The organism is Streptomyces sp. ISL-94 (assembly GCF_018614075.1).
Classification (GTDB): domain Bacteria; phylum Actinomycetota; class Actinomycetes; order Streptomycetales; family Streptomycetaceae; genus Streptomyces.
The window spans coordinates 1-24,270 of the sequence record NZ_JAGGOZ010000080.1 but is presented as its reverse complement, the minus strand read 5'-3'; the positions used below and the strand labels follow the sequence as shown (position 1 = coordinate 24,270).

Here is a 24,270-nt window from a genome sequence, read left to right as displayed (position 1 = left end):
AGACGGTGAAGTCTCCGGGCCTCTGGTCCGGGTGGGCGATACTGGGTTCGAACCAGTGACCCCTTCGGTGTGAACGAAGTGCTCTCCCACTGAGCTAATCGCCCGGACGCACCGCAAACATTACCGCATGTCAGCGGCGGTCCGTGACCATCACTGGTCCTTGATGTCCCAGGGCAGGACAAGCCCGTACTTCCACAGGTAGAAGCCGATCAGCGCGCCCGCGACGGCGAGGCCGACGCTGGTCAGGATGATGTTGCGGCGGCGGACCTTCGGGTCGAGCGCCTTCTGCGCGGCCTCGGTCACCTTGCGCTTGGTCCAGCGCAGCACGAGGTGCGCCCACGCGAACTCGGTCGCCCAGATCGCCAGGCCCGCGAAGATCGCGACCCAGCCGGGCCCGGGCAGCACCAGCATGGCGACGCCGGCGCCGATGACGGCCAGGCCGACGACGAAGACGCCGACCTGCCAGCTCAGGTGCAGACTTCGGCGCGCTTTGATGAAGGCGGGCGCCTTCGACACGTGCAGCGCCTCTTCCTCGGCCCCCTTGCCGGAATCGCCGGCTGCGGACTCATTGGTCTCGCGGTCACTCCCCGTATTCATAGGGTCGAATCTACCGGAGCCGGAAGCACACGTGAATGGTGGTTTGGATCCGCCGTCCGAGGGACCCAGAGGTCCGCAAAACGGTCAGAGGGGTTTACAACGGCACCGTAGGTGGCATGTCGATTTCGCCGACGTGCGAATCCCCGAGCGCACACTGAGCGAAAGGCCCTGGCGCTTATGAACACCACGGTCAGCTGCGAGCTGCACCTGCGCCTCGTTGTGTCGAGCGAGTCCTCACTGCCTGTTCCCGCGGGCCTGCGGTATGACACGGCCGACCCCTACGCCGTGCACGCCACCTTCCACACCGGCGCCGAGGAGACGGTCGAATGGGTATTCGCCCGCGACCTCCTCGCAGAGGGTCTCCACCGGCCCACCGGTACCGGCGACGTCCGCGTCTGGCCGTCCCGCAGCCACGGTCAGGGCGTCGTCTGCATCGCCCTGAGCTCACCGGAGGGAGAAGCACTGCTCGAAGCACCCGCCCGAGCACTCGAGTCGTTCCTCAAGCGGACGGACGCCGCGGTCCCACCCGGGACCGAACACCGGCACTTCGACCTCGACAAGGAGCTCTCCCACATCCTGGCCGAAAGCTGAGCCAGGCATACAACCGCCCGGCACCGTCCGACTCGGGGCGACGGTGTGGGCCGGACAACCCCATACGGCACGGTCGGCGCTGTTCTCGCGGAAGCCACCCGCGCGGACGGCGCCGGTGTGCGTGGGCACCCCCCTTCCGGAGGGACCCGCTAGAGTCGGCCCCCACGGCGGCACAGGCCCGTCGTCGCAGGCCCGGCCCCTGAGGGAGACCCCGTGCAGATCCCCCACGACACCCGTCGCGCGCTCGACGTCGTCGTCGCGCTGGTGAACACTGCGGCCGAGGCGGACCAGCCCGACGGGCTCTCGGACGTCAGCGCGCTGCGCGGCTTCGTCCAGGAGTACGCGATCAGCGACGTCGGCGAGCTCGGCGCCCGGGACCTGGCCGGGGTCCGGACCGTGCGCGGCAAGTTCGCCCAGGTCTTCGCCGCGCCGAACTCCCGTGCGGCGGCCGTACTGATCAACGAGCTGGTGGCGACGGCCGGAACCACTCCGCAGCTGACCGACCACGACGGCTACGACTGGCACGTGCACTACTTCGCGCCCGGTGCCTCGGTCGGCGACCACCTGGCGGCCGACGGCGGCATGGCGCTGGCCTTCATCGTGGTCTCCGGCGAAACGGAACGGCTGCGCCGCTGCGAGGCCCCGGACTGCCGGCGCGCCTTCGTGGACCTCTCCCGGAACCGCTCGCGGCGCTACTGCGACAGCCGGACCTGCGGGAACCGGCTGCACGTGGCGGCGTACCGGGCCCGGCGCAAGTCAGAGCAGGAAGAGGTCGTGCACGGCGGCGAGCAGCAGCAGGGTGCCGATCACCGCTAGGAAGATCATCAGGGGTGGCTGGGAGAGCGCGAAGAGGCAGCCTTTCGGCTCCTCGGGGGCGGACGTCGGGGCCGGAGTCGGGACCGGAGTCGGGACCGGAGTCGGGACCGGAGTCGGGACAGTCGTCGGCACGGGCCCCGGCGGCTCACTCTGCGATGTGTCGACCATGTCGGGCCGATGATGGCGCAGCGCACCGCCATCCGTACCCCAACACGCCAAGATCGGCGCGGTAGTTCGCCCGATCTTGTGGACCGCAGGCTCCCCGGGCCGGATGCGTCAGATGCCGTGCTTCTTGAGGATGGCCTCGATGTCGGAGAAGTCCTCCCCGTCGGCAGCGGCCTGCGGCTTCTGACGCGCGGTGGCCTGCGGGCGGGACCCGGCGCCGGCACCGAGCGACGGCGCGGACGCGGCCGGGGCGACGGCCTCCCGGGCAGCCGGGCTCCCCTCGACCGCCTTGCCGCGGCCGCGGCGCTCGACGGCCCGGGTGGTGACGAAGAGCAGCCAGGCGAGCGCCAGCAGTCCGAAGCCGGCCCAGACGGTCGGCTTGAAGACCATCCCGGACACCCACTCCACGACGCCCGTCATCACGAGGCCGAGGGGCACCAGCGCGTACGCGGCGATCCGCGCGGCGGCCAGGAAGCGCTTGCGGTAGGCGGTCAGCGCGGCGAGGCCCAGGCCCGCCGCGGACACCGCGGAGCAGATGGTCTCGGCGAGCATGCGGTCCTCCAGGAGTGGGCGGTCTGTCCCCCTCCATCCTGCACCGCTCCCTGGCGCGGCGGCCAGGTCCAAGAGCTCCCGGCGCCGATCTCCGGGACATCTCCGGGTCCGCCTCCTCCCCAGGTCCCGGTCGGTGGGTCGCGGGGTACGGGGGCTGGGAGACTGTCCGTATGACCGATTCCGTGATCCTCGACGTCTGGTGCGAACTCCAGTGCCCGGACTGCCACAGCGCCCTGGACGACGTACGGGCCCTGCGGGCCCGCTACGGCGACCGGCTGGACATCCGGCTGCGCCACTTCCCCCTGGAGAAGCACAAGCACTCCTTCGCCGCGGCCCAGGCCGCCGAGGAGGCCGTGGAGCAGGGTCTGGGCTGGCCCTACGCGGAGGCCGTGCTGGCCCACACCGCGGAGCTGGCCGAGCGCGGCGAGCCGGTGCTGCTCGACGTGGCGCGTGAACTGGGCCTAAATGTCGAGGAGTTCGACACCGCCTTGGTCGACGGGCGGCACATCCTGATCGTCGACGCCGACCAGGCCGAGGGCAAGGCCATCGGCGTGACCGGCACCCCCACGTACGTGATCGACGGCGAGCGCCTGGACGGCGGCAAGAGCCAGGACGGGCTGCGCGCCCGCATCGAGGAGATCGCCGACCGCCTCCTGTCCGCCTAGATCAGCTCTTTCCTGGCGTTCACCGTGATGTCCCGGTACCCGAGCGACTCGTAGAGCCGCCGGGCCGGGATGTTGTCCTCGTGGACGTGGAGGCCCAGCAGGCGGGCGCCCGCGGCCAGGGCGGCGTGCTCGGCCAGCAGCATGAGGGTCCGCCCGTGCCCCTGCCGCCGGTGGTCGGCGTCGACGTCGACGTCCCACACGTACGGGACGGGTCCGACGCCGGGCAGGTCGCGCTCCCCCACCCACAGGGTGCCCAGGATCGCTTCGTCCGCCGCCTGGAGGAGGAGGAAGGCCGCGCCGGGGGTGTCGCGCCCGGCCGGCAGCAGCTCGGCGTGTTCCGCGCGGGAGGCGGCCAAGGCCTGCTCGGCCGTCACACCGGGGGCGATGAGGTGGTGGCTGTACTCCACGACGGCCCGCTCCTGCCAGGCGTCGTACTCGGCCCGGGTCATCGGCCGGCCGCTGCTGCCCGCCGGGAGCACGGGCGGTTCGGCGGGCAGCTCCTTGACCTGGACCCGGCCGGTCACCCGGTAGCCGAGGGCCTCGGCCATCCGCAGCGCCGGCGCCGCGTCGGCGGGCACCGACACGGCGACGCCCGTGCAGCGCCAGGAGCGCAGCACCTCTTCGGCGGCGAGCGCGGCGACCGTGCCGCGCCCGCGCCTGCGGTCCCGCTCGTCGATCCACAGGCCCCGGATCACGCCCACCTCGGGCTGGGCGGCGGACCGGGTGGCCAGTTCGAGGGTGCCGACGGGCCGGCTGTTCACGCGGACCTCGTAGGTCCGCGACCGGGTGCCGTCGCTGTGCTGCTGGAGCGGCTGCGTGGGCCGCAGGGTGGTGGTCATCACCTTGAGTTCTACCGGTCGCGGGGCCCGGCGTCACCGGGGTTCACGGATCGAGGTCCGCGCCGGCCTTCGCGTCGAAGAGCCGCATCGCCTCGGCCGTGACCGGCCCGGGGGCGGTGGCGAGCTCGCGCCCGTCGATCCGTACGACCGCCTGGACATCACGCAGCGAGGAGGTCAGGAAGACCTCCTCGGCCTGGGCCAGCGCCTCGAAGGGCAGGTCGGTCTCCTTGGCTCCGGACCACTCGACGACGAGGGCCCTGGTGATGCCGGCGAGGCAGCCGGAGGCCAGGGGCGGGGTGTGCAGCTCCCCGTCGAGCACGACGAAGACGTTGGAGCCGGTGCCCTCGCAGAGCCGCCCGACGGTGTTGGCGAGGAGCGCCTCGGAGGCCCCGGCCCGGTGGGCGGTGGCGAGCGCGACGACGTTCTCTGCATACGAGGTGGTCTTCAGGCCGGCCACGGCGGAGCGCTCGTTGCGGACCCAGTCCACCGTGACGACGGCGGTGGTGTCGGGGCGGCGGGGGGTCTCCGCGACGGCGGCGATCAGGGTGGGCCCCGAGTCGCCGCGGTCGGAGCCGAGCGGGGAGACGCCGCCGGTGTAGGTGACGCGCAGCCGTCCGCGCTCCATGGGGTTGGCCTCCAGGACGGCCGCGCAGGCCCGGCGCACCTCGTCGAGGTCGGGGTCGGGCAGGCCGAGGCCGCGGGCCGAGCGGGTCAGCCGCTCCAGGTGGCGGGTGAGGGCGAAGGTCCGCCCGCGCTCCGCCTTGAGCGTCTCGAAAACGCCGTCACCCACGGTCAGTCCGTGGTCGAAGACGGACACCTTCGCCCCGTCGTCGTCCCGCAGTGCTCCGTCGAGCCAGATCCTCACCGTACGGTCCCTCCGCTCATCCCGTTCGTCCCCTGGGTGCCGGTCACCTCAGGGGTGGTGCCCGACGCTACCCGCAGCAGGCGGGCCGCCTTCAGCTCGGTCTCCGCCCACTCGCGGTCGGGGTCGGAGCCCCAGGTGATCCCGGCGCCCGTGCCGAAGAGCAGGCGGGGTCCGCCGGGGGCCTCGCGGTCGATCCAGAAGGTGCGGATGCCGACGGCGAGCTCGCCGGTGCCCTGGTCGGCGTCGACCCAGCCGACGCCCCCGCAGTAGGGGCCGCGCGGGGCCGTCTCCAGGGCCTCGATGATCCGCAGGGCGGAGGATTTGGGCGCGCCGGTGACGGAGCCGGGCGGGAAGGTGGCGGCGAGCAGCTCGGGCCAGCCGGCGCCGTCGGCGAGCTGCCCGCTCACGGTGGAGACGAGGTGGACCAGTCCCGGGTGCTCCTCGACGGCGCACAGCTCGGGGACGGTGACGGAGCCGGTGGCGCAGACCCGGCCGAGGTCGTTGCGTACGAGGTCCACGATCATCACGTTCTCGGCGTGGTCCTTGGGGAGCAGGTCGGCGACGGTGCGGCCGGTGCCCTTGATGGGGCCGGAGTCGACGCGGCGGCCGGTGCGGCGCAGGAACAGCTCCGGGGAGGCGGTGGCGATCTCCACGCCGTGGGCGGGGAGCCGAATCGTTCCTGCATACGGGGCCGGGTTGCCGCGCGCGAGCAGTGCGGTGAGGGCGTCGACGTCGGCACCGTCGGGGTCGGGCAGCGGCGCGGACAGCACGCGGCAGAGATTGGCCTGGTAGACCTCGCCGGCGGCGATGTACTCGCGGACGCGGCGGACGCCGGCGACGTATTGGGCCCGGTCGAGCGAGGAGGTCCACTGGTCGGCGCCGGGGCCGTGCCAGGCTCCGGGAACGGGCGCGGGCACCGGTTCGGGGCGTATGTCCCCGAAGCGCGCGCAGACGAGCCGGCCTTCGAAGTCGGCAGCCACCGCCCAGAAGCCGGTGGAGTCGAGGGCACCAGGGTCGCTGGTGACGTCTCGGAGGTCGGTTGCGAGGAGGCCGCCGAAGCGGGCCATGGGAGGCAGGTCGTGCACGGCTGCGAGTCTATGACCGGTGACGCGGCGCCGCCGGGGAGGTGACCGCCGGGTGACCGGTGGTGATCGACCGGCAGCACGCTGCGGAAACGCGTTTTTGAGCTGGCCGGGGAATCCGCTAGAGTTCAACACGTCGCCAGGGAGCGAAGGGGCAAAACCCCGGAGTGAACACGGTGACCTGCGGACGTAGCTCAGTTGGTAGAGCACCACCTTGCCAAGGTGGATGTCGCGAGTTCGAGTCTCGTCGTCCGCTCGAAGTGGGGGATCTCTTCCCGATGACCCCCGCAGCTCCATGGTGGAGTGGCCGAGAGGCGAGGCAACGGCCTGCAAAGCCGTCTACACGGGTTCAAATCCCGTCTCCACCTCCAAGGACGATTAGCTCAGCGGGAGAGCGCTTCCCTGACACGGAAGAGGTCACTGGTTCAATCCCAGTATCGTCCACTGGTCCGCAAGGATCCCCGCGCGATTAGCTCAGCGGGAGAGCGCTTCCCTGACACGGAAGAGGTCACTGGTTCAATCCCAGTATCGCGCACGCAGTACCACGCACCACCTGTTCGACCTGCGGTTCAGCACCGTAGTCCCGCGCGATTAGCTCAGCGGGAGAGCGCTTCCCTGACACGGAAGAGGTCACTGGTTCAATCCCAGTATCGCGCACCGCCCGGAAGCCCCGGCCGTCTCGACGGCCGGGGCTTCCGCCGTTCCGCGGGCGGGGCTCAGGAGGAGAAGAGCATCCGGCCGAAGCCCCCGCGGTGGTGGCCGTGGTTTCCGTGGCCGCCGTGGTGCGGGGCGCCCCACGCGGGGGCCGGGGCCGCGTGCGGGGCCGGGTAGGGCGCCGGCGGCACGGCGGGCGGGGGCACCTGCCCGTACTGGGCGGTGTACTGGGACTCCAGGCGGGTCAGCGCCTCCAGCTCGCCGTAGTCGAGGAAGATGCCGCGGCAGCCGCTGCACTGCTCGATCTGGACACCGTTGCGGTTGTAAGTGTGCATGATGGCGTGACACTTGGGACACTGCATGCCGGTTCAACTCCTCCGTCGACGTAGCCACCGGATGCATGCCCGGTGGCGGGACGCCCACCCTACGACGGAGGTCCGGACTCCAAGTCGGCCGGGAGCCCGGCTATTCGGGCACAGGCGTCCACCATCAGCCGCTCCCCGTCGTCGAGTCGGCGGCCTGCCCCGGCCGCCTTGGCCAGGGCGAGGGCGGCCGTCTGTACGGTGAGCGCGCGGGCGGCGAGGTCGAGTTCCGGCCAGGGGTCGGAGCCGGGCGGGCCGGCGGCCGGGCCGCCGGCGGCGCGGTAGGCGTCGAGGAAGCGCAGCCACGTGCCGGTGTCGAGGAGACCGGCGGCGTACCAGGCGGCGGGGCGGGCGAGGTCCCAGGCGGGGGCGCCGAGGCCGAGGTCGTCGACGTCGATGAGGAGCCAGGGCCCGTCCGGGGCCGGATGCCGGACCAGCTGCCCGAGGTGCAGGTCCCCGTGGCACAGAGCGCCGCCGACGGGCGCGGCGGCCTCCCCGCGCGCCCAGGCGGGCAGGGTCAGGGCGGCGGCCCGTACGGCACGGACGCCGGCGCCCCCGGCATCGTTGGGGTCCCCGGCATCGTTGGGGTCCCCGGCATCGTTGGGGTCCCCGGCATCGTTGGGGTCCCCGGCGCCTTCCGGAACGGGGACCGGCAGCGCCCGCGCGAGGCGGTGCAGGGCGCGGGCGACCTTGGCCGGGCCGCGCATCGGCGGGACCGGGCCGGGGAGGCCGGCCGGCGGCGTCCGGTGCAGGGCCGCCAGCAGCCGGGCCGCCTCCTCCCAGGGCGCGTCCTCGGGGCGCTCCGGGTCCACGGGGGTCCCGTACGGCCAAAGGGAGACGGGCCGCCCGTGGACCGATCCGAACCCCGGCCGCAGCGGCGCCAGCAGCACACCGGCCAGCGCCCGGTCCCCCGCGATCCGCATCCGTACGGCGAGGCCCTCGCGGTCGGCGTCCCCGGCGTGCGCCTTGGCCACGGCCGGCCCGCAGCGCACCACGGTCCCGTCGTCCCGGTCGGCGAGGAGCACATACGGCTCCCCCGCTTCCGGGCCGCCCGCGGCGGCGTACACGGCGAGAGCGGCGGGCAGCGGCACGGTCATGGAAACCCCCGGGTCGGACGGGCCGGTCCGGCCCCGGAGCACATGCAAGCACGGGTGTGCCCGTACAGGGAAAGGAGGTGCGGCATCAAAAGGGTGCTGCCCGTCCGACTCCCCAGTCGTACGGGCAGCACCCTTCACCTGCCGTCCGTCGTCGCTCCCCCGTCCCCACGGGGTTCGACAGGCCGATGTCCCGGCCCGGGCCGCTCTCCCGGGCCTGGGGCGCCGCTCAGCGCCCCAGCATCACGCCCACGGACGACGCCTGTGCCGCCACCTGCTCGAAGCCTCCGAAGAGGAAGAGCAGGAGGGCGGCCAGGGGGAGGACCATCACCGCGGCCACCAGCGGGTGGCGCGTACCGGACTCATGGCCGTTGAACGCGAATGCCTTGCGTCCCTGCCGTGCGATGTCCGCCATGGTCCTCTCCCTGTCGTTTGGCAGCGGCGGGCTTGTGACCTCGGGGGACGAGTGCGCCACCCGCCGCTTGTCTTCAACACTAGGTGTGCAGAAGGCCCCTGGCCTCATGCCTTCGTACCCATTGCCGGGCCTCCAGGAGGATGACGGCACCCGCGCCGCGTACTCCCCTGGGTGGAGACCACACGCCCGTAGTAGGGGTCTTCCCGGAGGGGGTCACCGGAGCGTAGTGACTTCGCTCACTTCCGTCACTCCCTGTTCATGCGTGTCCCCGCGCGGGCTGTCGGCAAGATCCACTCGGGTGGGGGGCGCGCGCGGGCGTACGCGACCGGGGCAGGGGCCCGGCGGACAGATCAATCCCCTTGCGGGGACAGCTGATTGGCGGACCCGGGCACGACCTCTCCGGCCCGCTGCGGCAGCGCTGAGGGACCCTCAAGTGTGCTGTGCCGCACTGACAATCGAATCTCCCGGCGAGGGCGCGGCCTCTGAGCGCGCATGCCGGATCGTCCGTAAGCTGTGCCACGTCAACAGGACGACCGGTCAGCGGGGTGGACATGGCGATGATGCGGCTCCGGCGCGAGGACCCGCGTGTCGTCGGCTCGTTCAGACTGCACCGGCGGCTCGGCGCGGGCGGCATGGGTGTGGTCTACCTGGGGTCGGACCGGCGCGGGCAGCGCGTCGCGCTCAAGGTCATCCGGCCGGATCTGGCCGAGGACCAGGAGTTCCGCTCCCGGTTCGCCCGCGAGGTGTCCGCGGCCCGGCGGATCCGCGGCGGGTGCACCGCGCGCTTGGTGGCGGCGGACCTGGAGGCCGAGCGGCCGTGGTTTGCCACGCAGTACGTCCCCGGGCCCTCCTTGCACGACAGGGTGGCCGAGGAAGGCCCCCTGACGGCTGCGCAGATCGCCGCGATCGGCGCCGCTCTCTCCGAGGGCCTCGTCGCCGTGCACGAGGCGGGCGTCGTCCACCGGGACCTCAAGCCCTCGAACATTCTTCTGTCCCCCAAGGGCCCGCGCATCATCGACTTCGGAATCGCCTGGGCCACCGGGGCGAGCACCCTCACCCATGTGGGAACGGCCGTCGGCTCCCCCGGGTTCCTGGCGCCCGAGCAGGTGCGCGGCGCCGCCGTCACCCCCGCGACGGACGTCTTCGCCCTCGGTGCCACCCTTGCCTACGCCGCGACCGCGGACTCGCCCTTCGGGCACGGCAGTTCCGAGGTCATGCTGTACCGGGTGGTCCACGAGGAGCCGCACCTGCAGGGGGTTCCGGACGCGCTCGCCCCGCTCGTGCAGGCCTGCCTGGCCAAGGACCCCGAGGATCGGCCCAGCACGCTCCAGCTGTCGATGCGGCTCAAGGAGATCGCGGCCCGCGAGGCGCAGGGGCTGCCCGAGGGGCGCCCGCCGGCGCAGCGCGCCCGTACGGAGCAGCCGACCGGCCGGCTCCCCGAGGAGTACGCGGAGCGTACGGAGCGCCGTACCGGCGGCAGCACCACGCCCCGGGGCCAGGGCGAGCCGCACAGCGGACCGCACGCGCGGCCCTCGTCCTCCCGCAACCCGCCCGGTGCGGGAGGCCCTTCCTCCCGGCCGACCGCGGGGCGCACCGGCGGCCGCCCGGCCCCCCGTACGACGGGGGCGGGGCGTCGCCCTTCGCGGCCGGACCCGAAGCTGATGCGCCAGCGGCTGATCGTGTTCATCGTGGTGACGCTGGTCGTGGCCCTGGGTATCGCCGCCGCCCAGAAGCTGTAGGCGTTAGGGGGCTTTGCGGCCCTGGGCCACAGCGTAGAAGGCGACGGCTGCCGCGGCGCCCACGTTCAGCGAGTCCACGCCGTGCGCCATGGGGATGCGCACCCATTCGTCGGCGGCGACCAGGGCCTGCGTGGACAGTCCGTCGCCCTCGGCGCCGAGCATCAGCGCGACCCGCTCCAGGGACTGGGGCGCGGCCACGTCGATGGGCGAGGCCTTCTGGTGCGGGGTCAGGGCGAGCAGCTTGAAGCCGGCCTCGCGGACCGAGTCCAGGCCCTTGGGCCAGGCGTCCAGACGGGCGTAGGGGACGGAGAAGACCGCGCCCATGGAGACCTTCACCGAGCGGCGGTAGAGCGGGTCCGCGCAGTCGGGCGACAGCAGCACCGCGTCCATGCCGAGGGCGGCGGCGCTGCGGAAGATGGCCCCGATGTTGGTGTGGTCGTTGACCGCTTCCATGATGACCACGCGGCGCGTGGTCGTGAGCAGTTCCTCGGCCGTGGGCAGCGGCTTGCGCTGCATGGAGGCGAGGGCTCCGCGGTGCACGTGGTAGCCGGTGACGCGCTCGGCGAGTTCGGGGCTGACGGCGTAGACCGGGGCCGGGAGCTCGTCGATGACGTCGCGCATGACGTCGACCCACTTGGCGGAGAGCAGCATCGAGCGCATCTCGTACCCGGCGTCCTTGGCCCGTCTGATGACCTTCTCGCCCTCGGCGATGAACAGGCCTTCCGCGGGCTCGCGCCGGCGCCGGAGTTCGACGTCGGTCAGGCCCGTGTAGTCGCGCAGGCGCGGGTCGTCGGGGTCTTCGACGGTGATGAGATCTGCCACAGGGTGATACTGCCTTGTCCTGGGTGCGGTGCCAACGGCCGTTTCGGGCGCTGGTGGTTCAGATGGCCGGGGTGCCGACCCGGACGACGTCGCCGATGACAATGACCGCGGGCGGGCGGACCTCCTGGGCGCGGACCGTCTCGCCGACCGTGGCGAGCGTGGCGTCCACGCGGCGCTGGCTGGCGGTGGTGCCCTCCTGGACGACCGCGACGGGGGTGTCTGCGGAGCGGCCGTGGCGCACGAGCGCCTCGGCGATCAGGCCGATCTTGTCGACGCCCATCAGGATCACCAGGGTGCCGGTGAGCTTGGCGAGGGACGCCCAGTCCACGAGGGAGCGCGGGTCGTCGGGGCCGACGTGGCCGCTGACCACGGTGAACTCGTGGGCCACGCCGCGGTGGGTGACCGGGATGCCGACGGCGCCGGGGACCGAGATGGAGCTGGAGATGCCGGGCACGACGGTGCACGGGATACCGGCCTCGGCGAGGGCCTGGAGCTCCTCCATGCCGCGGCCGAAGACGTACGGGTCCCCGCCCTTGAGCCGGACCACGGCCTTGCCGGCCTTGGCGTGCTCGATCAGCGCGTTGTTGATGGCCTCCTGGGCCATGAACCGGCCGTACGGGATCTTCGCGGCGTCGATGACCTCGACGTGCGGCGGGAGTTCGTCGAGCAGGTCGCGGGGGCCGAGCCGGTCGGCGATGACGACATCGGCCTCGGCGAGCAGGCGGCGGCCGCGAACGGTGATGAGGTCGGGGTCGCCGGGGCCGCCGCCGACGAGGGAGACGCCGGGGGTGTGCGGGCGGGCGGCCGTGAGGGTGCCGTCGCGCAGCCCCTCGACGACCGCGTCGCGGACGGCGGCGGAGCGGCGGGGGTCGTTGCCGCTCAGCACGGCGACGGTGACGCCCTCCACGCGGCCGGTGGCCGGGGTCCAGGCGGTGGCCGCCTCGGCGTCGTCGGCGCGGACGCACCAGACCCGCTCGCGCTCGGCTTCGGCGGAGGCGCGGTCGTTGGCCTCGCGGTCCCGGGTGGCGATGAGGGCGTACCAGGCGCCGGCCAGGTCGCCGTCCTCGTAGCGGCGGCGCTCCCAGCGGATCTCGCCGGTCTCGGCCATGGCGTCCACGGAGGGGGTGGCGGAGGGCGAGACGAGCAGGACGTCGGCGCCGGCCGCGACGAGGGCGGGGAGGCGGCGCTGGGCGACCTGTCCGCCGCCGATGACGACGACGCGGCGGCCGGCGAGTCGAAGTCCTACGGGGTAGGCGGGGGTGTCGGCCATGGCGGTTGCGGCTCCTGTGCGGCGGTGGATCTGCGGGGCCGCTGCGGCGCTGGAGCGGCTGGTTGACGAGGGGTTTCCCGGTGTCCGGGTCCACGATACGACCCGGGGGGTCGGGGGTCCCGGTGGGGGCGGGGCTGTGCCCGGTGGGGGCGGGGCTGTGCCCGGGCTCCCGGGGCTCCGCCCCGGACCCCGCGCCTCAAACGCCGGCGGGGCTGGGGTGGTGTCCCGGGCGGGGTCGTGACCGCCGGTCCGGACCGCGGGGTCCCTCCGGGACGTCTCCTCGGCTCGCGCACCAAGGCACGTCGCAAAGCGAAGGGTGGTTGCGCGCTCGTCCTGCGGGGACGCCCCTGCGCGCCCCCGCTCCCCCCGCGGGCAAAGACCCCGGCCCGGCGTACGGGGGAGTCGATGTACACCCGCACCCGGGCGGGGACGGAGTGGGGCTTGGGGTGGGGACCCGCAGGAGGGTCCCCGCAGGACGAGCGCGCAACCACCCTTACGTGACGAAGCGGGCCTTGGTGCGCGAGCCGAGGAGACACTCCGGAGGGGCACCGCCCCAAGCCCCGCTCCGGCCCCGCCCGGGGACACCACCCCAGCCCCGCCGGCGCTTGAGGCGAACCGGTGCGCGGCGGAGACCCGGCGGCGGGTTTACTTTTCGGTGACGCCCGCCGAGTCGAAGGTGGCTACCTCGTGCATCGCGCGGGCCGCGCTCTGGACCAGGGGGAGGGCCAGCAGGGCGCCCGTGCCCTCGCCGAGGCGGAGGTCCAGGTCGACCAGCGGGCGCAGGCCGAGCTTGTTCAGGGCCGCGACGTGGCCCGGCTCCGCGCTGCGGTGGCCCGCGATGCAGGCCGAGAGGGCTTCGGGGGCGATGGCGCGGGCCACCAGGGCCGCGGCGCCGGCGCTGACGCCGTCCAGGATCACCGGGGTGCGCAGGGAGGCTCCGCCGAGGAGCAGGCCGACGATGGCCGCGTGCTCCAGGCCGCCGATGGCCGCGAGGACGCCGATCGGGTCCGCCGGGTCCGGCTGGTGGAGTTCCAGGGCGCGGCGTACGACCTCCACCTTGCGGGCGTGGGTCTCGTCGTTGATGCCGGTACCGCGGCCTGTGACCTCCGCCGGGTCGACCCCGGTGAAGACCGAGATGAGGGCCGCGGAGACCGTGGTGTTCGCGATGCCCATCTCGCCCGTGAGGAGCGCCTTGTTGCCCGCCGCCACCAGATCGCGGGCCGTCTCGATGCCCACCTCGATGGCCGCGATGGCTTCCTCGCGGGTCATCGCCGGGCCGGTGGAGAGGTCCGCCGTGCCCGGTCGGACCTTCCGGGGAAGGAGGCCTGGGGTGGCGGGCAGGTCGCCCGCGACACCGACGTCGATCACGCAGACCTCGGCGCCGACCTGGTTGGCGAAGGCGTTGCAGACCGCTCCGCCGCCCAGGAAGTTGGCCACCATCTGCGTGGTGACCTCCTGCGGCCACGGCGTGACGCCCTGGGCGTGCACGCCGTGGTCACCGGCGAAGATCGCGACCGCGGCCGGCTCGGGGATCGGCGGCGGGCAGACCCGGGAGAGGCCGCTGAGCTGCGCCGAGATGATTTCGAGCATGCCGAGGGCGCCGGCGGGCTTGGTCATGCGCTTCTGCCGCTCCCACGCCTCGCCGAGCGCCTTCGCGTCGAGCGGGCGGATGCCGGCGACCGTCTCCGAGAGCAGGTCGTGCGGCTCCTCGCCGGGCAGCGCGCGCCGTCCGTACGTCTCCTCGTGGACCACCCACGCGAGCGGCCGGCGCTGGGACCAGCCGGCCTGCGCGAGCTCGGGCTCCTCGGGGAATTCGTCGACGTACCCGACGCACAGGTACGCGACGACCTCCAGGTGCTCGGGCAGGCCGAGCGTGCGGACCATCTCGCGCTCGTCGAAGAAGCTGACCCAGCCGACGCCGAGGCCTTCGGCGCGGGCCGCGAGCCACAGGTTCTCGACGGCGAGGGCCGAGGAGTACGGGGCCATCTGCGGCTGGGTGTGCCGGCCGAGGGTGTGGCGGCCGCCGCGGGTGGGGTCGGCGGTGACGACGATGTTCACCGGGGTGTCGAGGATGGCCTCGATCTTGAGTTCCTTGAACTGCTTCGCCCGGGCCTTGGGCAGCGAGTTCGCGTAGGCCTCGCGCTGGCGCTGGGCGAGCTCGTGCATCGTCCGGCGGGTCTCGGCGGAGCGGATGACGACGAAGTCCCAGGGCTGGGAGTGGCCGACGCTGGGCGCGGTGTGGGCCGCCTCCAGGACGCGGAGCAGCACCTCGTGCGGGATCGGGTCGGTTCGGAAGCCCTTGCGGATGTCGCGGCGCTCGCGCATGACGCGCAGGACGGCCTCGCGCTCGGCGTCGTCGTACGCCGGAGCCGGGTCGCCTGCGGCGGGCCCGGCGGCTGCGGGCCCGGCTTCCGCCGGGGCGGGCTCCGCGGGGGTCTCGGGCTCGGCCGCGGCGACCGGCTCGGCCTGGGCGGGCTCGGCGACCGGCTCCGAGGGGGCCTGGTCCGCCGGTACGGCGGCTTCCGGCTCGGCAGCTGCCGGGGCGGGCTCGGCGAGCGCCTCCGGAGCGGTCTGCTCCGCCGGTACGGCGGCCTCCGGGGCGGCCGGGGCGGGCTCGGGCTCCGCCGGTACGGCGGCTTCCGGCGCGGCCGGGACAAGCACGGGCTCCGGCTCGGGCTCGGGCTCGGGCTCGGGCTCGGGCTGGGCGGATGCCTCGTCCGGGGCCGGGGCCGGCTCGGTGACGGCCTCCGGGGAGGCCTGCTCGGCCGGGGCCGGCGCGGCGTCGGCGGGCTGGACCCCTGTTTCCGCGGGTGCGGCCACCACGGGCGGCTCCGCCAGTACGGGCTCCACCGGTACCGGCTCCGCCGCGAGGGGCTCCTGTGCCGCGGGCTCGGCGTGTGCCACCGGCTCGGCGGGAACCGGCGGCTCGACGACCGCGACCGGCTCCGGGGCGGGCTCCACGACCGGCTCCGGCACGGCGACCGGCTCGGGCGCCGGGGGGGCGGCGGCGGCCTCCACCGGCATCTCGGGGGCCGGGACGGGCTCGGCCACCGGGGCGGGGGCGGCGGCCGGGACCGGCTCCGGCGTCCACGGCGCGCCCGCCTGCGGCGGGATCTCGCTCAGCTGCGGCGGTGCGGGGGCCGCCACGGCCTCCGCACGCGGGACGTCCAGGTATTCGGGCAGGTATTCGGGGCCGGTGGTCGGCGGACCCGGCTGGCGGACCGGCATGGGCGCCGCGGCCGGACCCCGGTCGGCGAGGGACCGTACGACTCCGCCGGTGGCCTCGGGCACGGGCGGCCCCATGTGCAGCGGCCGGCGGACCGGGGCGGCCTGCGCGGCGGGGGCCGCGGGCGGCGGGACGCCGAGCCCCCCGAGGTCGAGCGCGCCGGAGTCCCGGCCGCCCGTCTCGTGCGCCCCCGCGCCGTAGGAAGGGAACTCGGGGTAGGCGGCCGGCTCGGCGTACGCCCCCGGAGCCCCGGGGTACGACGGCTCAGCGCCGTAGGGCGCGTCCGCGTAGGCCTGGGGCTCGACGGGGTAGGCGGGGGCCTGCGGGACGACCTGCGGGTCGCTCCACGCGCCCTGGCCGCTCGGCATGAGCAGCAGTTCCTCGTCCTCCGGCTCGGCCGGGTTGTCCACGAGGTCGTGGAAGGCGTAGCCGGGGGGAAGCGGCGGCGGCATCTGGAGCGGAGCGGGCATGCCCTGCTGATCCACCATGCCCGCGTTGTCCGGGTGACCCTCGCCCGGGACCTGGCCGGTGTCAGTCATGCGTACCCCTCGCCCATCGATGTTGCCTCTTCGATCGCCCGGTCGCCCACAGCGCCCGCCGCGCGGAGTCGCCGTGCGGGGTTGCCGTGCGACGCGTTCGCCTCAGATGCGCCTGCGCGACAACCACTAAGCATTGTCGCGCCCGTTAGCCACGGTGGCGGCCATAACCGCCACGCTCCACTGTGGACTGCGCCACGTCGCGCGTCCTGCGGTGCCGTGATGCCCGAATCGTCCAGGGCAGTACGACGATCGGCCAGCCTACCCCGGCCCTCGGCTCAGCGGGTCACAGGGCGTTCGGCGGACAGCAGGAAGACGACGGAACGGTCCTGTTCGGTCCAGGTACGGGTGTCCAGGCCCACGGACTGGAGCAGTGCGCACTCGACGGCGTACCCGTGTTCGGTGAGTGTGCGGCCGATGGCCTCCGCCTCGTCGCGCGTGGAGGCGTGGCTGACGATCCGTTCGGGACGGCGGTCGGCGACGGCCGCGACGACGGCCGCTCCCCCGCCGCCGACGCGGACGACGTCGGGCTCGGGCAGGTCCTCCAGTACGTGCGGTGCGCGTCCGGCGACGACCTGGAGCTGTACGCCTCGCTTGCGGGCGGCGGCAGTTACGCGTTCGCAGGCGCGCGGGTCGCTGTCGACGGCGATGACGGCGGCGCCCAGTGCGGCGGCGTCCACGGCGACTCCGCCGGAGCCGGCGCCGATGTCCCAGACGAGGTCCCCGGTGCGGGGGCCGAGCCGGGCGAGCTGTGCGGCGCGCAGCTGCGCGGACTCGCCCTCCCCCGCGTCGGCCTGGGGCCTGGCCCAGCCGCGGCCGGAGGGTCCCGGGGACTGGGCGGCGCTCTGGCCGAGCAGCCAGCCCGGCTCGGCGGCGGAGACCTGTCCGCCGCCGCCGATGACGATGACGACGTTGGGGGCGCGCCAGGTGTGGTCGGCGGCCTTGTCGGAGGTGAGGACGCTCACCTGCTCCTTGTCGGTGCCGAGTTCCTCGCAGACGACGAAGGTGCGGTGGACTCCTTCGAGCAGCAGGGCGAGTTCCGCGGGGCCGGCGCCGGGCGAGGTGAGGACGGCGACCTTGGCGTGGGCGCGGCAGACGTTGACGGCGCGGCGCAGGGTGCGCGGGTGGGCGACGACGACCTGGGCGTCGTCCCAGGGCATGCCGGCGCGGGCGAAGGCGGCGGCGACGGAGGAGACGGCCGGGACGACCTCGACCTCCAGGCCGTGCTCCGGCGCGCGCAGGGTGCGTACGACACCGAAGAAGCCGGGGTCCCCGTCGGCGAAGACGACGGCGGTGCCGCGGTGGCTGGCGATGCGGCGCGCGGCGAGGCCCAGGCTGCCGAGGCGGATGCGTTCGGCGGTGGGCGGGACCTCGGGGAGTGCGAGGTGGTGGGCGGCACCGGCCACGAGGGTGGCGGCGGAGAGCGCGGACCGGGCGGCCGCGGTCAGGGGCGAGCCGTCCCAGCCGATCACCGTAACCCGGTCGGCCATCGTCGTCAGTCTCCTGGGGTGGGGGCAGGCGAAGTTTCGTCGGGAGGGTCCGGCACGGTGAGACTACCTGGTCATCGGGTCATTTCCCGTCGGCGCCGACGGGGTGGCCGTTCGCGTCGGCCCGCTGCTCGTAGCCGGTGTAGGCGTCGTAGCCGTCGTAGTCCCCGTAGGTGTCCGCGTCGTCGAGGTCCTCGGGGAGGAGGCTCCAGACGATGAGGTCGGTGCGGGTGTGGCTCCAGGTCCCGTCGGCCGTTTGCGTGCGCACTATCCCCGCGTTGCGCAGGACACCCTCGCTGATGCAGCCGATCTTCTGGGCCACCTGCTGGGAGGCGGTGTTGTCGGCGGCGGTGCGCAGTTCGAGGCGTTCGAAGTCCTGGTCCCGGAAGAGCCATTGGGCTACGGCGAGCACGGACTCGCTGGCGTAGCCCTCGCCGCGGGCCCAGGGGGCGGTGACGTAGCCGACCTCGGTGGAGCGGGTGCGCCAGCTGGTGTTCTGGAGGTGGACGATGCCGACGAGGCGGTGGGTGAGGAATTCGGTGACGGCGAAGACGATGCCGCGGCCGCCGGTGCGTTCGGCGTGGGAGTCCCTGGTGGCCCAGGCGCCGGCATCGGCGTGGGTGTAGGGGTGCGGTACGGAGGTCCAGGCGGTGACGAGCTCGTCGTTCATCATCTCGGTGAGCGCGGTGACGTCCTCTTCCTCGAAGGGGCGCAGCACCAGCCGGTCCGTGCTGATGGTGACGTCCGGGAAGGTGGTAGTCATGCGCAGCTCCATGCCTGAGACCGTGGTGCGGGACCGTTTGGACCGTTTGTGCGGGTCGTAGGCCACAGCATGCAGCATCGACCGGGGGATGTGCAGGGCCGGGTTGCCCGGATGCGGGCAGACCTCGGCCCCGTACACCGACAGGGGCGTACGGGGCCGCAGGGTCTGGCCGGACGGTGCGGCCGGGTGGGTCAGGAGGCCGGGGTGCCGAAGGCCGGGACGACCGAGCCCTGGTACTTCTCCTCGATGAACTTCTTGACGTCGTCGGAGTTCAGGAGCTTGGCGAGCTTCTGGATCCGCGGGTCGTTCTGGTTGCCGTCCTTGACCGCGAGGAAGTTGGCGTACGGGTTGCCCTCGGCCTTCTCCAGGATCAGCGCGTCCTTGGCGGGCGAGAGCTTGGCCTCGAGGGCGTAGTTGCCGTTGATGACGGCGGCGTCCACGTCGTTCAGGGCGCGCGGGACCGTGGCGGCCTCCAGCTCCTTGAACTCCAGGCCCTTCTTGTCGGTGATGTCGGACAGCTTGGCGGCGGTGCCTACACCCTCCTTGAGGGTGATGAGGTTGTTCGCGGCGAGCAGCTGGAGGGCGCGGCCCTCGTTGGTGGTGTCGTTGGGGACGGCGATGGTCTGGCCGGCCTTGATGTCGGCGAGGGCCTTGACCTTCTTGGAGTAGAGGCCGAGGGGCTCCAGATGCACGTTCACGACGGGCACGATGTGCGTGTTGTTCTTCTTGTTGAAGTCGTCGAGGTACGGCTTGTGCTGGAAGTAGTTCCCGTCGACCTGGCCCTGCTCGGTGGCGGTGTTCGGCAGGACGTAGTCCGTGAACTCCTTGACCTCCAGCTTGAGGCCTTCCTTCGCCGCGAGCTTGTCCTTGACGAAGTTCAGGATGTCGGCGTGGGGGCTCGGGGAGGCCGCGATGACGAGCGGCTTGCTCTCGTCGGTCTTCCCGCCGTCGGCCTTGGTGGAGGACGGGTCCGAGGAGCTGCCGCAGGCGGTGAGGCCGAGGGCGAGCGCGGTGGCCGTGGCGGCGAGGGCGGTGAGCTTGATGTTCTTGCGCACGAAGAGTGCCTTTCTTGCTTTTTCGGGGTGGTGGCCCAAGCACGACAAGTGCGGGCTTTCTGGGAGGAGAAGTCCTGTCAGCCCGGTTCAGGCTGTCCGGCCGCGGCGGGCCAGGAGGCGAACCACGCCGTCGCCGATCAGCTGGATCACCGTGACGATGGCGATCAGGACGACGACGGTGGCGACCATGAAGCCGGTCTCGAAACGCTGGAAGCCGTAGGTGATGGCCTTCGAGCCGAGCCCCTCGCCGCCGACGGCGCCGGCCATGGCGGAGTAGCCGACCAGGGTGATGACGGTGGTGGTGACGCCGGCGACCAGGGAGGGCAGGGCCTGCGGGAGGAGCACCTTGCCGACGAGGGTGGGGATGCCGCCGCCCATGGACTCGACGGCCTCGATCAGGCCGTGGTCGACCTCGCGGACGGCGGTCTCGACGAGCCGGGCGAAGAAGGGGACGGCGCCGATGGCGAGCGGGACGATCATGGCGGTGGGGCCGATGAAGGTGCCGACGACCGCCGTGGTGACCGGGATCAGGAAGATCAGCAGGATGATGAACGGCAGCGAGCGGCCGATGTTCACGATCACGCCGAGGACCTTGTTGAGCGGCCGGTTCTGCAGGAGGCCGCCCTTGTCGGTGAGGACCAGCAGGATGCCGATGGGCAGTCCGCCGAGGACGGTCACCAGGGTGGACCACAGCACCATGTAGAGGGTGTCGTAGGTCCCCTGGGTGAGCAGGGGCTGCATCTCGGACCAGGTCACTTCGCACCATCCTCGACCAGGGCGGCCAGTTCGTTGTCGATCTCGTCGGTCTCGTCGGTCTCGTCGATCTCGTCGGCCTCGGCCACGACGTCCACCTGGAGGCCCTGCTCGCGCAGGAAGCCCACGGGCACGACGTTGTCCTCGTAGCGGCCGGGCAGTTCGATGCGCATGCGGCCGATCTGGCGGCCGGCGACGGTGTCCATCGCGGCGCCGAGGATCGAGATGTCGATGTTGTACGTGCGCGAGAGCTGCGAGATGACCGGCTGCGCGGCCGCTTCGCCGTGGAAGGTGACGTCGACGACCGTGCGGTCGGGGCCGGTGGCGGCGCCGGTGACGGGGAAGAGTGCGCCGGCGAGCTCCGAGCCGGGCGTGGCGAGCAGTTCGGCGACGGTGCCGGACTCGATGATCCGGCCCCGCTTCATCAGGGCGGCCGAGTCGCAGACGGACTTGACCACCTCCATCTCGTGCGTGATGAGCAGCACGGTGAGGCCGAGCTGCTGGTTGAGGTCGCGCAGCAGCTGGAGGATGGAGCGGGTGGTCTCGGGGTCCAGGGCGCTGGTGGCCTCGTCGGACAGGAGCACCTTGGGGTCGCCGGCCAGGGCGCGGGCGATGCCGACGCGCTGCTTCTGTCCGCCGGAGAGCTGGGTGGGGTAGGCCTGGGCCTTGTCGGCGAGGCCGACCAGGTCGAGGAGTTCCAGGGCCTTGCGGGAGCGCTCGCGCCCGGAGATACCGAGGATCTCCAGGGGCAGCTCGATGTTGCCCTGGACGGTGCGCGAGGACAGCAGGTTGAAGTGCTGGAAGACCATGCCGATGCGGCTGCGGGCCTCGCGGAGCTCCTTGCCGGCGCGGCGGCCGCGGCCGGCGAGCGCGGTGAGGTCGACTCCGTCGACGGTCACGGTGCCGGTGGTGGGGCGCTCCAGCAGGTTCACACAGCGGATCAGGGAGGACTTGCCGGCGCCGCTCTGGCCGATGACTCCGTAGACCTCGCCCTCGCGGACGTGGAGGTCCACGCCGTCCAGGGCGGTGACCTCGCGGCCACGGGACTGGTAGACCTTCGTGAGGCCCGATGTGGTGATCACAGGATTTCCGTCGCTGTCGAGTGCTCGGCGCAGCGGGTGCCGGGCACGGGGCAAACATCTGGGGACGCGATACGGGCCGAACCGTCGTAAAACGGCGGCGGTGACGCGTGCGCGGGGCAGGAGCGGTCCAGCGGTCCGTGCTGTTCAGCAGCGGGTGCCAGAGCGGCTCGGCCGGTCTCGCTTCGGGGCGCGAGACTGCAGTGAAGGGGCCCTCAGAAGGCGCACATTCGACACATACAACGAGCACCGGGCGTCATCGTCGCCTCGGTCGCAAGGGTGCGGCTGCTCGTCGTGGTCATGGGCCCCAGTAAAGCAGACGTATCCCTTCACCGATCAATGATGTCCGGATAGCGGACGGAAACCGGCCGCATACCGGACAACGCCGGTCGGTGTCAGCCGTCCGTCCCGATGGTCAGACCGTCCTGGCTGACCTGCACCGAGACGGCCGAGAGGTCCCGTACGACCGCGTCCGCGTCGAGTTCGGCGGCGGTGTGCGTTGTGGTCAAGGCCACGGTGCGCATCCCGGCCGCGCGCCCAGCCGCCGTGCGGCGAGCAGGAAGGGCTCCGGGTCCGGCTTGCCCCGGCTGATGTCCTCGGCGGCGACCATCTCGGGGACGTCGATGCCGACCTCGCGCAGCCGGTCCTGGGCGAGCGGGAGGGTGGCGGAAGTGACCACCGCCCAGCGGCCGGCGGGCAGCACGGACAGCAGGTCCTTGGTGCCGGGCAGCAGGACGACACCGTGCCCTCCATCACAGCGCGGGGCGAGGGGTGCGCGCATCGGGTCTTTCGGCCCGTAATACCCTCGCTGCATGCTCGACGCCCTGACGGTCGCCATCGGCGTGGCCGCACTCGCCCTCGCCGCCTGGTGCGGTCACGCCGCGTGGCGCGACCAGCCGACCAAGGACTGGCACTTCATCGGCATGGCCGTGGTGACCGTGCTGGTCCTGGCCCAGCTGGCGGTCGGCCTGGTCCAGCTCGGCCGCGGCGAGAAGCCGGGACAGGGCACGGTGCTGTTCGTCGCCTACCTGCTGGGCGCCTTCGCGGCGGTGCCGGTGGCGGGGATGCTCTCGCTGAGCGAGCGGACCAAGTGGGGTTCGGTGACGGTGGCCGCGGGCGCGGTCGTCCTGGCCGTCCTCGAAGTACGGCTCTACGACATCTGGGGAACCACCGGTGCCTGACACGACGACCGCCACTCCCGCCGGGCGCAAGCGGCTGGTGTCCGGGCCCGGGCTGCTCCTGGTGTGGCTGTACGGGGTGATGGTGGTCGGCGCGGTCTCGCGGTCGGCCTTCCAGATCTCCACCGAGTTCGACCGGGCGCCGCTGGCGTACTCGCTGTCCGCCGCGGCCGCCCTGGCCTACGCCTTCATCACGTACTCGCTGGTGCGCGGCGGGGAGACGGCCCGCAAGGCGGCGCTGGCCTGCTGCGGCGTCGAGCTGGCGGGCGTACTGGCCGTGGGCACGTGGACGCTGGTACGCCCCGAGTCCTTCCCCGACGCGACCGTGTGGGGGCAGTTCGGGATGGGCTACCTGTTCATCCCGGTGATCCTGCCGGTCACCGGGATGATCTGGCTCCGCCGCAAGCGCTAGGCGCTACGTGGTGGGGGCTACGCGCTGACCGCGAAATCGGCGGCGTCCTTGGCGTCCTTCTCCAGGATGACCAGCTGGACGCCGTCGGAGGCCGTGCGGCCGCCGACCTTCGTGTAGCCCGCCTTGCGGTAGAGCCGCAGGTTGGACTCGCTCTTGTGCCCGGTGTGCAGGCGGAACCGGGTGGTGCCTCCGCCGCCCGCGAGGGCCTCCTCGACGGCGCGCAGCAGGCGCGCGCCGAGGCCGTGGCCCTGGAGGCGCGGGTGCACGCACAGCTTGGCGATCTTTCCGGTGCCGTCCTCGTCGACGCTGCCGCGCACGGTGCCGACGATCTCATCGCCGAGCCGGGCCACCAGGACGGTGTCCGTCGCCAGCTCTCCCTTGAGGGAGTCCAGGGACTGGGTGAGCGGCTGGATGAGGTAGTTGCCGTACAGCTCGGCCTCGCGCTGGAAGGCCAGGTACTGCAGTTTGAAGATCTGCTCAGCGTCCTCGGTAGCCGCCGCCGAAATGGTCACGCTCATGCCCATGTGCGCATGCCTCCCGCTCACCTGGTAGCCCGTTGGTCTACCGCTCCTTTCCCCACAGGCCAGGAGCCGCAACCTCTGCAGCCAGCATTCTGCGCAGACATCCCAGGCAACGGGAACGGACGGGCCCCAAACTTCCTTGTGAGATACCCAACTCTCCTGCGATTTCACGGTAAGTAAGGTCCCTGGGCGAAAGAAGTGCCTTCATCAGCTCGGGACAGCGTCCGGGCAATCGGGCGACCGCCGATCGGAGGGCCCGGGTCTCCTCCCCGTGCAGGAGGACGTCTTCCGGTGCGCCGCCCGTCTGAGCGGGCGTCACACCGTAGGGGATCTCGCGCCGGGCGCGGCGGCGGGCCCGGCGCGCCTCCGCGCGCACCGCCCGGCGCAGCCAGCGGGCGCGGCCGGTGGGGTCGGGGTCGGGGTCGCGCGGGCCGCTCTCCAGCAGCCTGACCCAGACGGCTTGTTCCAGGTCGGCCGCCTCGACTCCGGCGCCCGGGGCCTCCGCGGCCGCCTCGGCGGAGAGCAGCGGGCGGAGCTTCTCAAAGACGTCAGCCTTCAGCAGGTCCATGCCGGGCGGGACGAGTGGGCCGGGCCCGGCGGTTTCCCCGCCGGGCCCGGCCCACTCGTTCGGGAAGGCCCGTTCAGCGGTTGACGGGACGGCGACCCGGGCGGAAGGCCTCCGCCGCGAGCAGCCCGGTGTCCGGGTTGTCCGTGAAGATGCCGTCGATGCCC

Annotated in this window: 25 protein-coding genes, 6 tRNA genes and 1 pseudogene; 11 read left to right on the top strand and 21 right to left on the bottom strand. The window is 72.9% G+C overall.

The features are described from left to right. Positions 1-32: 32 nt before the first annotated feature. Together J7E94_RS24035 and J7E94_RS24030 are read right to left on the bottom strand one after the other, a co-directional pair. A tRNA-Val gene (locus J7E94_RS24035) sits at positions 33-104 on the bottom strand. Between the two features lie 46 nt (positions 105-150). Next, the gene (locus J7E94_RS24030) at positions 151-597 is read right to left on the bottom strand and encodes a TIGR02611 family protein (RefSeq protein WP_215018804.1); all 447 of its coding nucleotides are present in this window, start codon (positions 595-597) and stop codon (positions 151-153) included. 177 nt (positions 598-774) lie between these two features. On the opposite strand from J7E94_RS24030, the gene J7E94_RS24025 reads away from it, so the two are divergent. After that, a complete protein-coding gene (locus tag J7E94_RS24025; RefSeq protein ID WP_030011909.1) occupies positions 775-1,188 on the top strand; it encodes an SsgA family sporulation/cell division regulator in 414 nt (137 codons plus the stop codon). 213 nt (positions 1,189-1,401) lie between these two features. Beyond that, entirely contained in the window at positions 1,402-2,004 is a 603-nt protein-coding gene (locus J7E94_RS24020; RefSeq protein ID WP_215018802.1) for a CGNR zinc finger domain-containing protein, read from the top strand. Here the strand turns inward: J7E94_RS24020 and J7E94_RS24015 are convergent. Beyond that, entirely contained in the window at positions 1,945-2,172 is a 228-nt protein-coding gene (locus J7E94_RS24015; RefSeq protein ID WP_251057163.1) for a hypothetical protein, read from the bottom strand. The genes J7E94_RS24020 and J7E94_RS24015 overlap by 60 nt on opposite strands. Before the next feature lie 108 nt (positions 2,173-2,280). Continuing rightward, positions 2,281-2,721, bottom strand: a complete 441-nt coding sequence (locus J7E94_RS24010; RefSeq protein WP_215018799.1) for a hypothetical protein — start codon at positions 2,719-2,721, stop codon at positions 2,281-2,283. A 170-nt stretch (positions 2,722-2,891) separates the two neighbouring features. On the opposite strand from J7E94_RS24010, the gene J7E94_RS24005 reads away from it, so the two are divergent. Continuing rightward, the gene (locus J7E94_RS24005) at positions 2,892-3,386 is read left to right on the top strand and encodes a DsbA family protein (protein WP_215018797.1); all 495 of its coding nucleotides are present in this window, start codon (positions 2,892-2,894) and stop codon (positions 3,384-3,386) included. Here J7E94_RS24005 and J7E94_RS24000 read toward each other — a convergent pair. From J7E94_RS24000 to J7E94_RS23990, 3 genes are read right to left on the bottom strand one after another with little or no spacing between them, the layout of a single operon-like run. Then, a complete protein-coding gene (locus tag J7E94_RS24000; protein ID WP_215018795.1) occupies positions 3,383-4,225 on the bottom strand; it encodes a GNAT family N-acetyltransferase in 843 nt (280 codons plus the stop codon). The two genes, J7E94_RS24005 and J7E94_RS24000, sit on opposite strands and share 4 nt — an antisense overlap. Positions 4,226-4,268: 43 nt before the next feature. Continuing rightward, positions 4,269-5,090 carry an aminotransferase class IV gene (locus J7E94_RS23995; RefSeq protein ID WP_215018792.1) on the bottom strand — a complete coding sequence of 274 codons (822 nt, stop codon included), beginning with the start codon at positions 5,088-5,090 and terminating at the stop codon, positions 4,269-4,271. Then, positions 5,087-6,175 carry a chorismate-binding protein gene (locus J7E94_RS23990; RefSeq protein ID WP_215018790.1) on the bottom strand — a complete coding sequence of 363 codons (1,089 nt, stop codon included), beginning with the start codon at positions 6,173-6,175 and terminating at the stop codon, positions 5,087-5,089. Before J7E94_RS23990 ends, J7E94_RS23995 begins: the two co-directional genes overlap by 4 nt. 180 nt (positions 6,176-6,355) lie before the next feature. Between J7E94_RS23990 and J7E94_RS23985 the strand changes: the two genes are divergently transcribed. The 5 genes from J7E94_RS23985 to J7E94_RS23965 all read left to right on the top strand — a co-directional run bounded on the left by J7E94_RS23985 (position 6,356) and on the right by J7E94_RS23965 (position 6,829). Next, positions 6,356-6,428, top strand: a tRNA-Gly gene (locus J7E94_RS23985). Between the two features lie 41 nt (positions 6,429-6,469). After that, positions 6,470-6,543 (top strand) — tRNA-Cys (locus J7E94_RS23980). Between the two features lies 1 nt (position 6,544). Further along, positions 6,545-6,616: transfer RNA gene (locus J7E94_RS23975), tRNA-Val, on the top strand. A 19-nt stretch (positions 6,617-6,635) separates the two neighbouring features. Beyond that, a tRNA-Val gene (locus tag J7E94_RS23970) sits at positions 6,636-6,707 on the top strand. Positions 6,708-6,757: 50 nt separating this feature from the next. Further along, a tRNA-Val gene (locus J7E94_RS23965) sits at positions 6,758-6,829 on the top strand. A 59-nt stretch (positions 6,830-6,888) separates the two neighbouring features. Here J7E94_RS23965 and J7E94_RS23960 read toward each other — a convergent pair. The 3 genes from J7E94_RS23960 to J7E94_RS23950 all read right to left on the bottom strand — a co-directional run bounded on the left by J7E94_RS23960 (position 6,889) and on the right by J7E94_RS23950 (position 8,697). Beyond that, on the bottom strand, positions 6,889-7,188 hold the full coding sequence (locus tag J7E94_RS23960) for a zf-TFIIB domain-containing protein (RefSeq protein ID WP_215018788.1): 300 nt from the start codon (positions 7,186-7,188) through the stop codon (positions 6,889-6,891). Positions 7,189-7,250: 62 nt separating this feature from the next. Next, the gene (locus J7E94_RS23955; RefSeq protein WP_215018786.1) at positions 7,251-8,285 is read right to left on the bottom strand and encodes a phosphotransferase; all 1,035 of its coding nucleotides are present in this window, start codon (positions 8,283-8,285) and stop codon (positions 7,251-7,253) included. Positions 8,286-8,511: 226 nt separating this feature from the next. Next, positions 8,512-8,697 (bottom strand): hypothetical protein, encoded by a 186-nt coding sequence (locus J7E94_RS23950; RefSeq protein ID WP_215018783.1) that lies wholly within the window; start codon positions 8,695-8,697, stop codon positions 8,512-8,514. Positions 8,698-9,248: 551 nt separating this feature from the next. Between J7E94_RS23950 and J7E94_RS23945 the strand changes: the two genes are divergently transcribed. Next, on the top strand, positions 9,249-10,436 hold the full coding sequence (locus J7E94_RS23945) for a serine/threonine-protein kinase (protein WP_215018782.1): 1,188 nt from the start codon (positions 9,249-9,251) through the stop codon (positions 10,434-10,436). Between the two features lie 3 nt (positions 10,437-10,439). Here J7E94_RS23945 and J7E94_RS23940 read toward each other — a convergent pair whose 3' ends face one another. The 9 genes and pseudogenes from J7E94_RS23940 to J7E94_RS23900 form a co-directional block, all read right to left on the bottom strand. Then, complete coding sequence (locus J7E94_RS23940) at positions 10,440-11,258, bottom strand: RNA methyltransferase (RefSeq protein WP_215018780.1); 819 nt, start codon at positions 11,256-11,258, stop codon at positions 10,440-10,442. A 58-nt stretch (positions 11,259-11,316) separates the two neighbouring features. Further along, complete coding sequence (gene cobA, locus J7E94_RS23935) at positions 11,317-12,528, bottom strand: uroporphyrinogen-III C-methyltransferase (RefSeq protein WP_215018778.1); 1,212 nt, start codon at positions 12,526-12,528, stop codon at positions 11,317-11,319. Between the two features lie 645 nt (positions 12,529-13,173). Next, on the bottom strand, positions 13,174-16,293 hold the full coding sequence (gene cobT / locus J7E94_RS23930; RefSeq protein WP_215018776.1) for a nicotinate-nucleotide--dimethylbenzimidazole phosphoribosyltransferase: 3,120 nt from the start codon (positions 16,291-16,293) through the stop codon (positions 13,174-13,176). A 275-nt stretch (positions 16,294-16,568) separates the two neighbouring features. Further along, positions 16,569-17,780, bottom strand: coding sequence for a precorrin-6y C5,15-methyltransferase (decarboxylating) subunit CbiE (gene cbiE, locus J7E94_RS23925; RefSeq protein WP_215018767.1), 1,212 nt, complete (start codon positions 17,778-17,780; stop codon positions 16,569-16,571). A 79-nt stretch (positions 17,781-17,859) separates the two neighbouring features. Then, positions 17,860-18,540 carry a GNAT family N-acetyltransferase gene (locus J7E94_RS23920; RefSeq protein ID WP_215018765.1) on the bottom strand — a complete coding sequence of 227 codons (681 nt, stop codon included), beginning with the start codon at positions 18,538-18,540 and terminating at the stop codon, positions 17,860-17,862. 191 nt (positions 18,541-18,731) lie between these two features. Then, a complete protein-coding gene (locus J7E94_RS23915) occupies positions 18,732-19,595 on the bottom strand; it encodes a MetQ/NlpA family ABC transporter substrate-binding protein (protein ID WP_215018763.1) in 864 nt (287 codons plus the stop codon). A gap of 87 nt (positions 19,596-19,682) precedes the next feature. Further along, the gene (locus tag J7E94_RS23910) at positions 19,683-20,351 is read right to left on the bottom strand and encodes a methionine ABC transporter permease (RefSeq protein WP_215018761.1); all 669 of its coding nucleotides are present in this window, start codon (positions 20,349-20,351) and stop codon (positions 19,683-19,685) included. After that, positions 20,348-21,430 carry a methionine ABC transporter ATP-binding protein gene (locus J7E94_RS23905; RefSeq protein WP_215018759.1) on the bottom strand — a complete coding sequence of 361 codons (1,083 nt, stop codon included), beginning with the start codon at positions 21,428-21,430 and terminating at the stop codon, positions 20,348-20,350. The genes J7E94_RS23910 and J7E94_RS23905 overlap by 4 nt, the downstream gene beginning before the upstream one ends. 392 nt (positions 21,431-21,822) lie before the next feature. After that, positions 21,823-22,169: pseudogene (locus J7E94_RS23900) on the bottom strand (HAD family hydrolase); the annotation flags it as partial. Between the two features lie 70 nt (positions 22,170-22,239). Here J7E94_RS23900 and J7E94_RS23895 point away from each other — a divergent pair. Both J7E94_RS23895 and J7E94_RS23890 read left to right on the top strand, forming a co-directional pair. Beyond that, positions 22,240-22,608, top strand: a complete 369-nt coding sequence (locus tag J7E94_RS23895; protein WP_215018757.1) for a hypothetical protein — start codon at positions 22,240-22,242, stop codon at positions 22,606-22,608. Further along, positions 22,601-23,017 (top strand): hypothetical protein, encoded by a 417-nt coding sequence (locus tag J7E94_RS23890; protein WP_215018755.1) that lies wholly within the window; start codon positions 22,601-22,603, stop codon positions 23,015-23,017. Before J7E94_RS23895 ends, J7E94_RS23890 begins: the two co-directional genes overlap by 8 nt. 17 nt (positions 23,018-23,034) lie before the next feature. Here the strand turns inward: J7E94_RS23890 and J7E94_RS23885 are convergent, their stop codons facing one another. Next, entirely contained in the window at positions 23,035-23,541 is a 507-nt protein-coding gene (locus J7E94_RS23885; protein ID WP_215018753.1) for a GNAT family N-acetyltransferase, read from the bottom strand. 37 nt (positions 23,542-23,578) lie between these two features. After that, positions 23,579-24,106: a sigma-70 family RNA polymerase sigma factor gene (locus J7E94_RS23880; protein WP_215018751.1), complete on the bottom strand. Its 528-nt coding sequence runs from the start codon at positions 24,104-24,106 to the stop codon at positions 23,579-23,581. Positions 24,107-24,270: the final 164 nt, after the last annotated feature.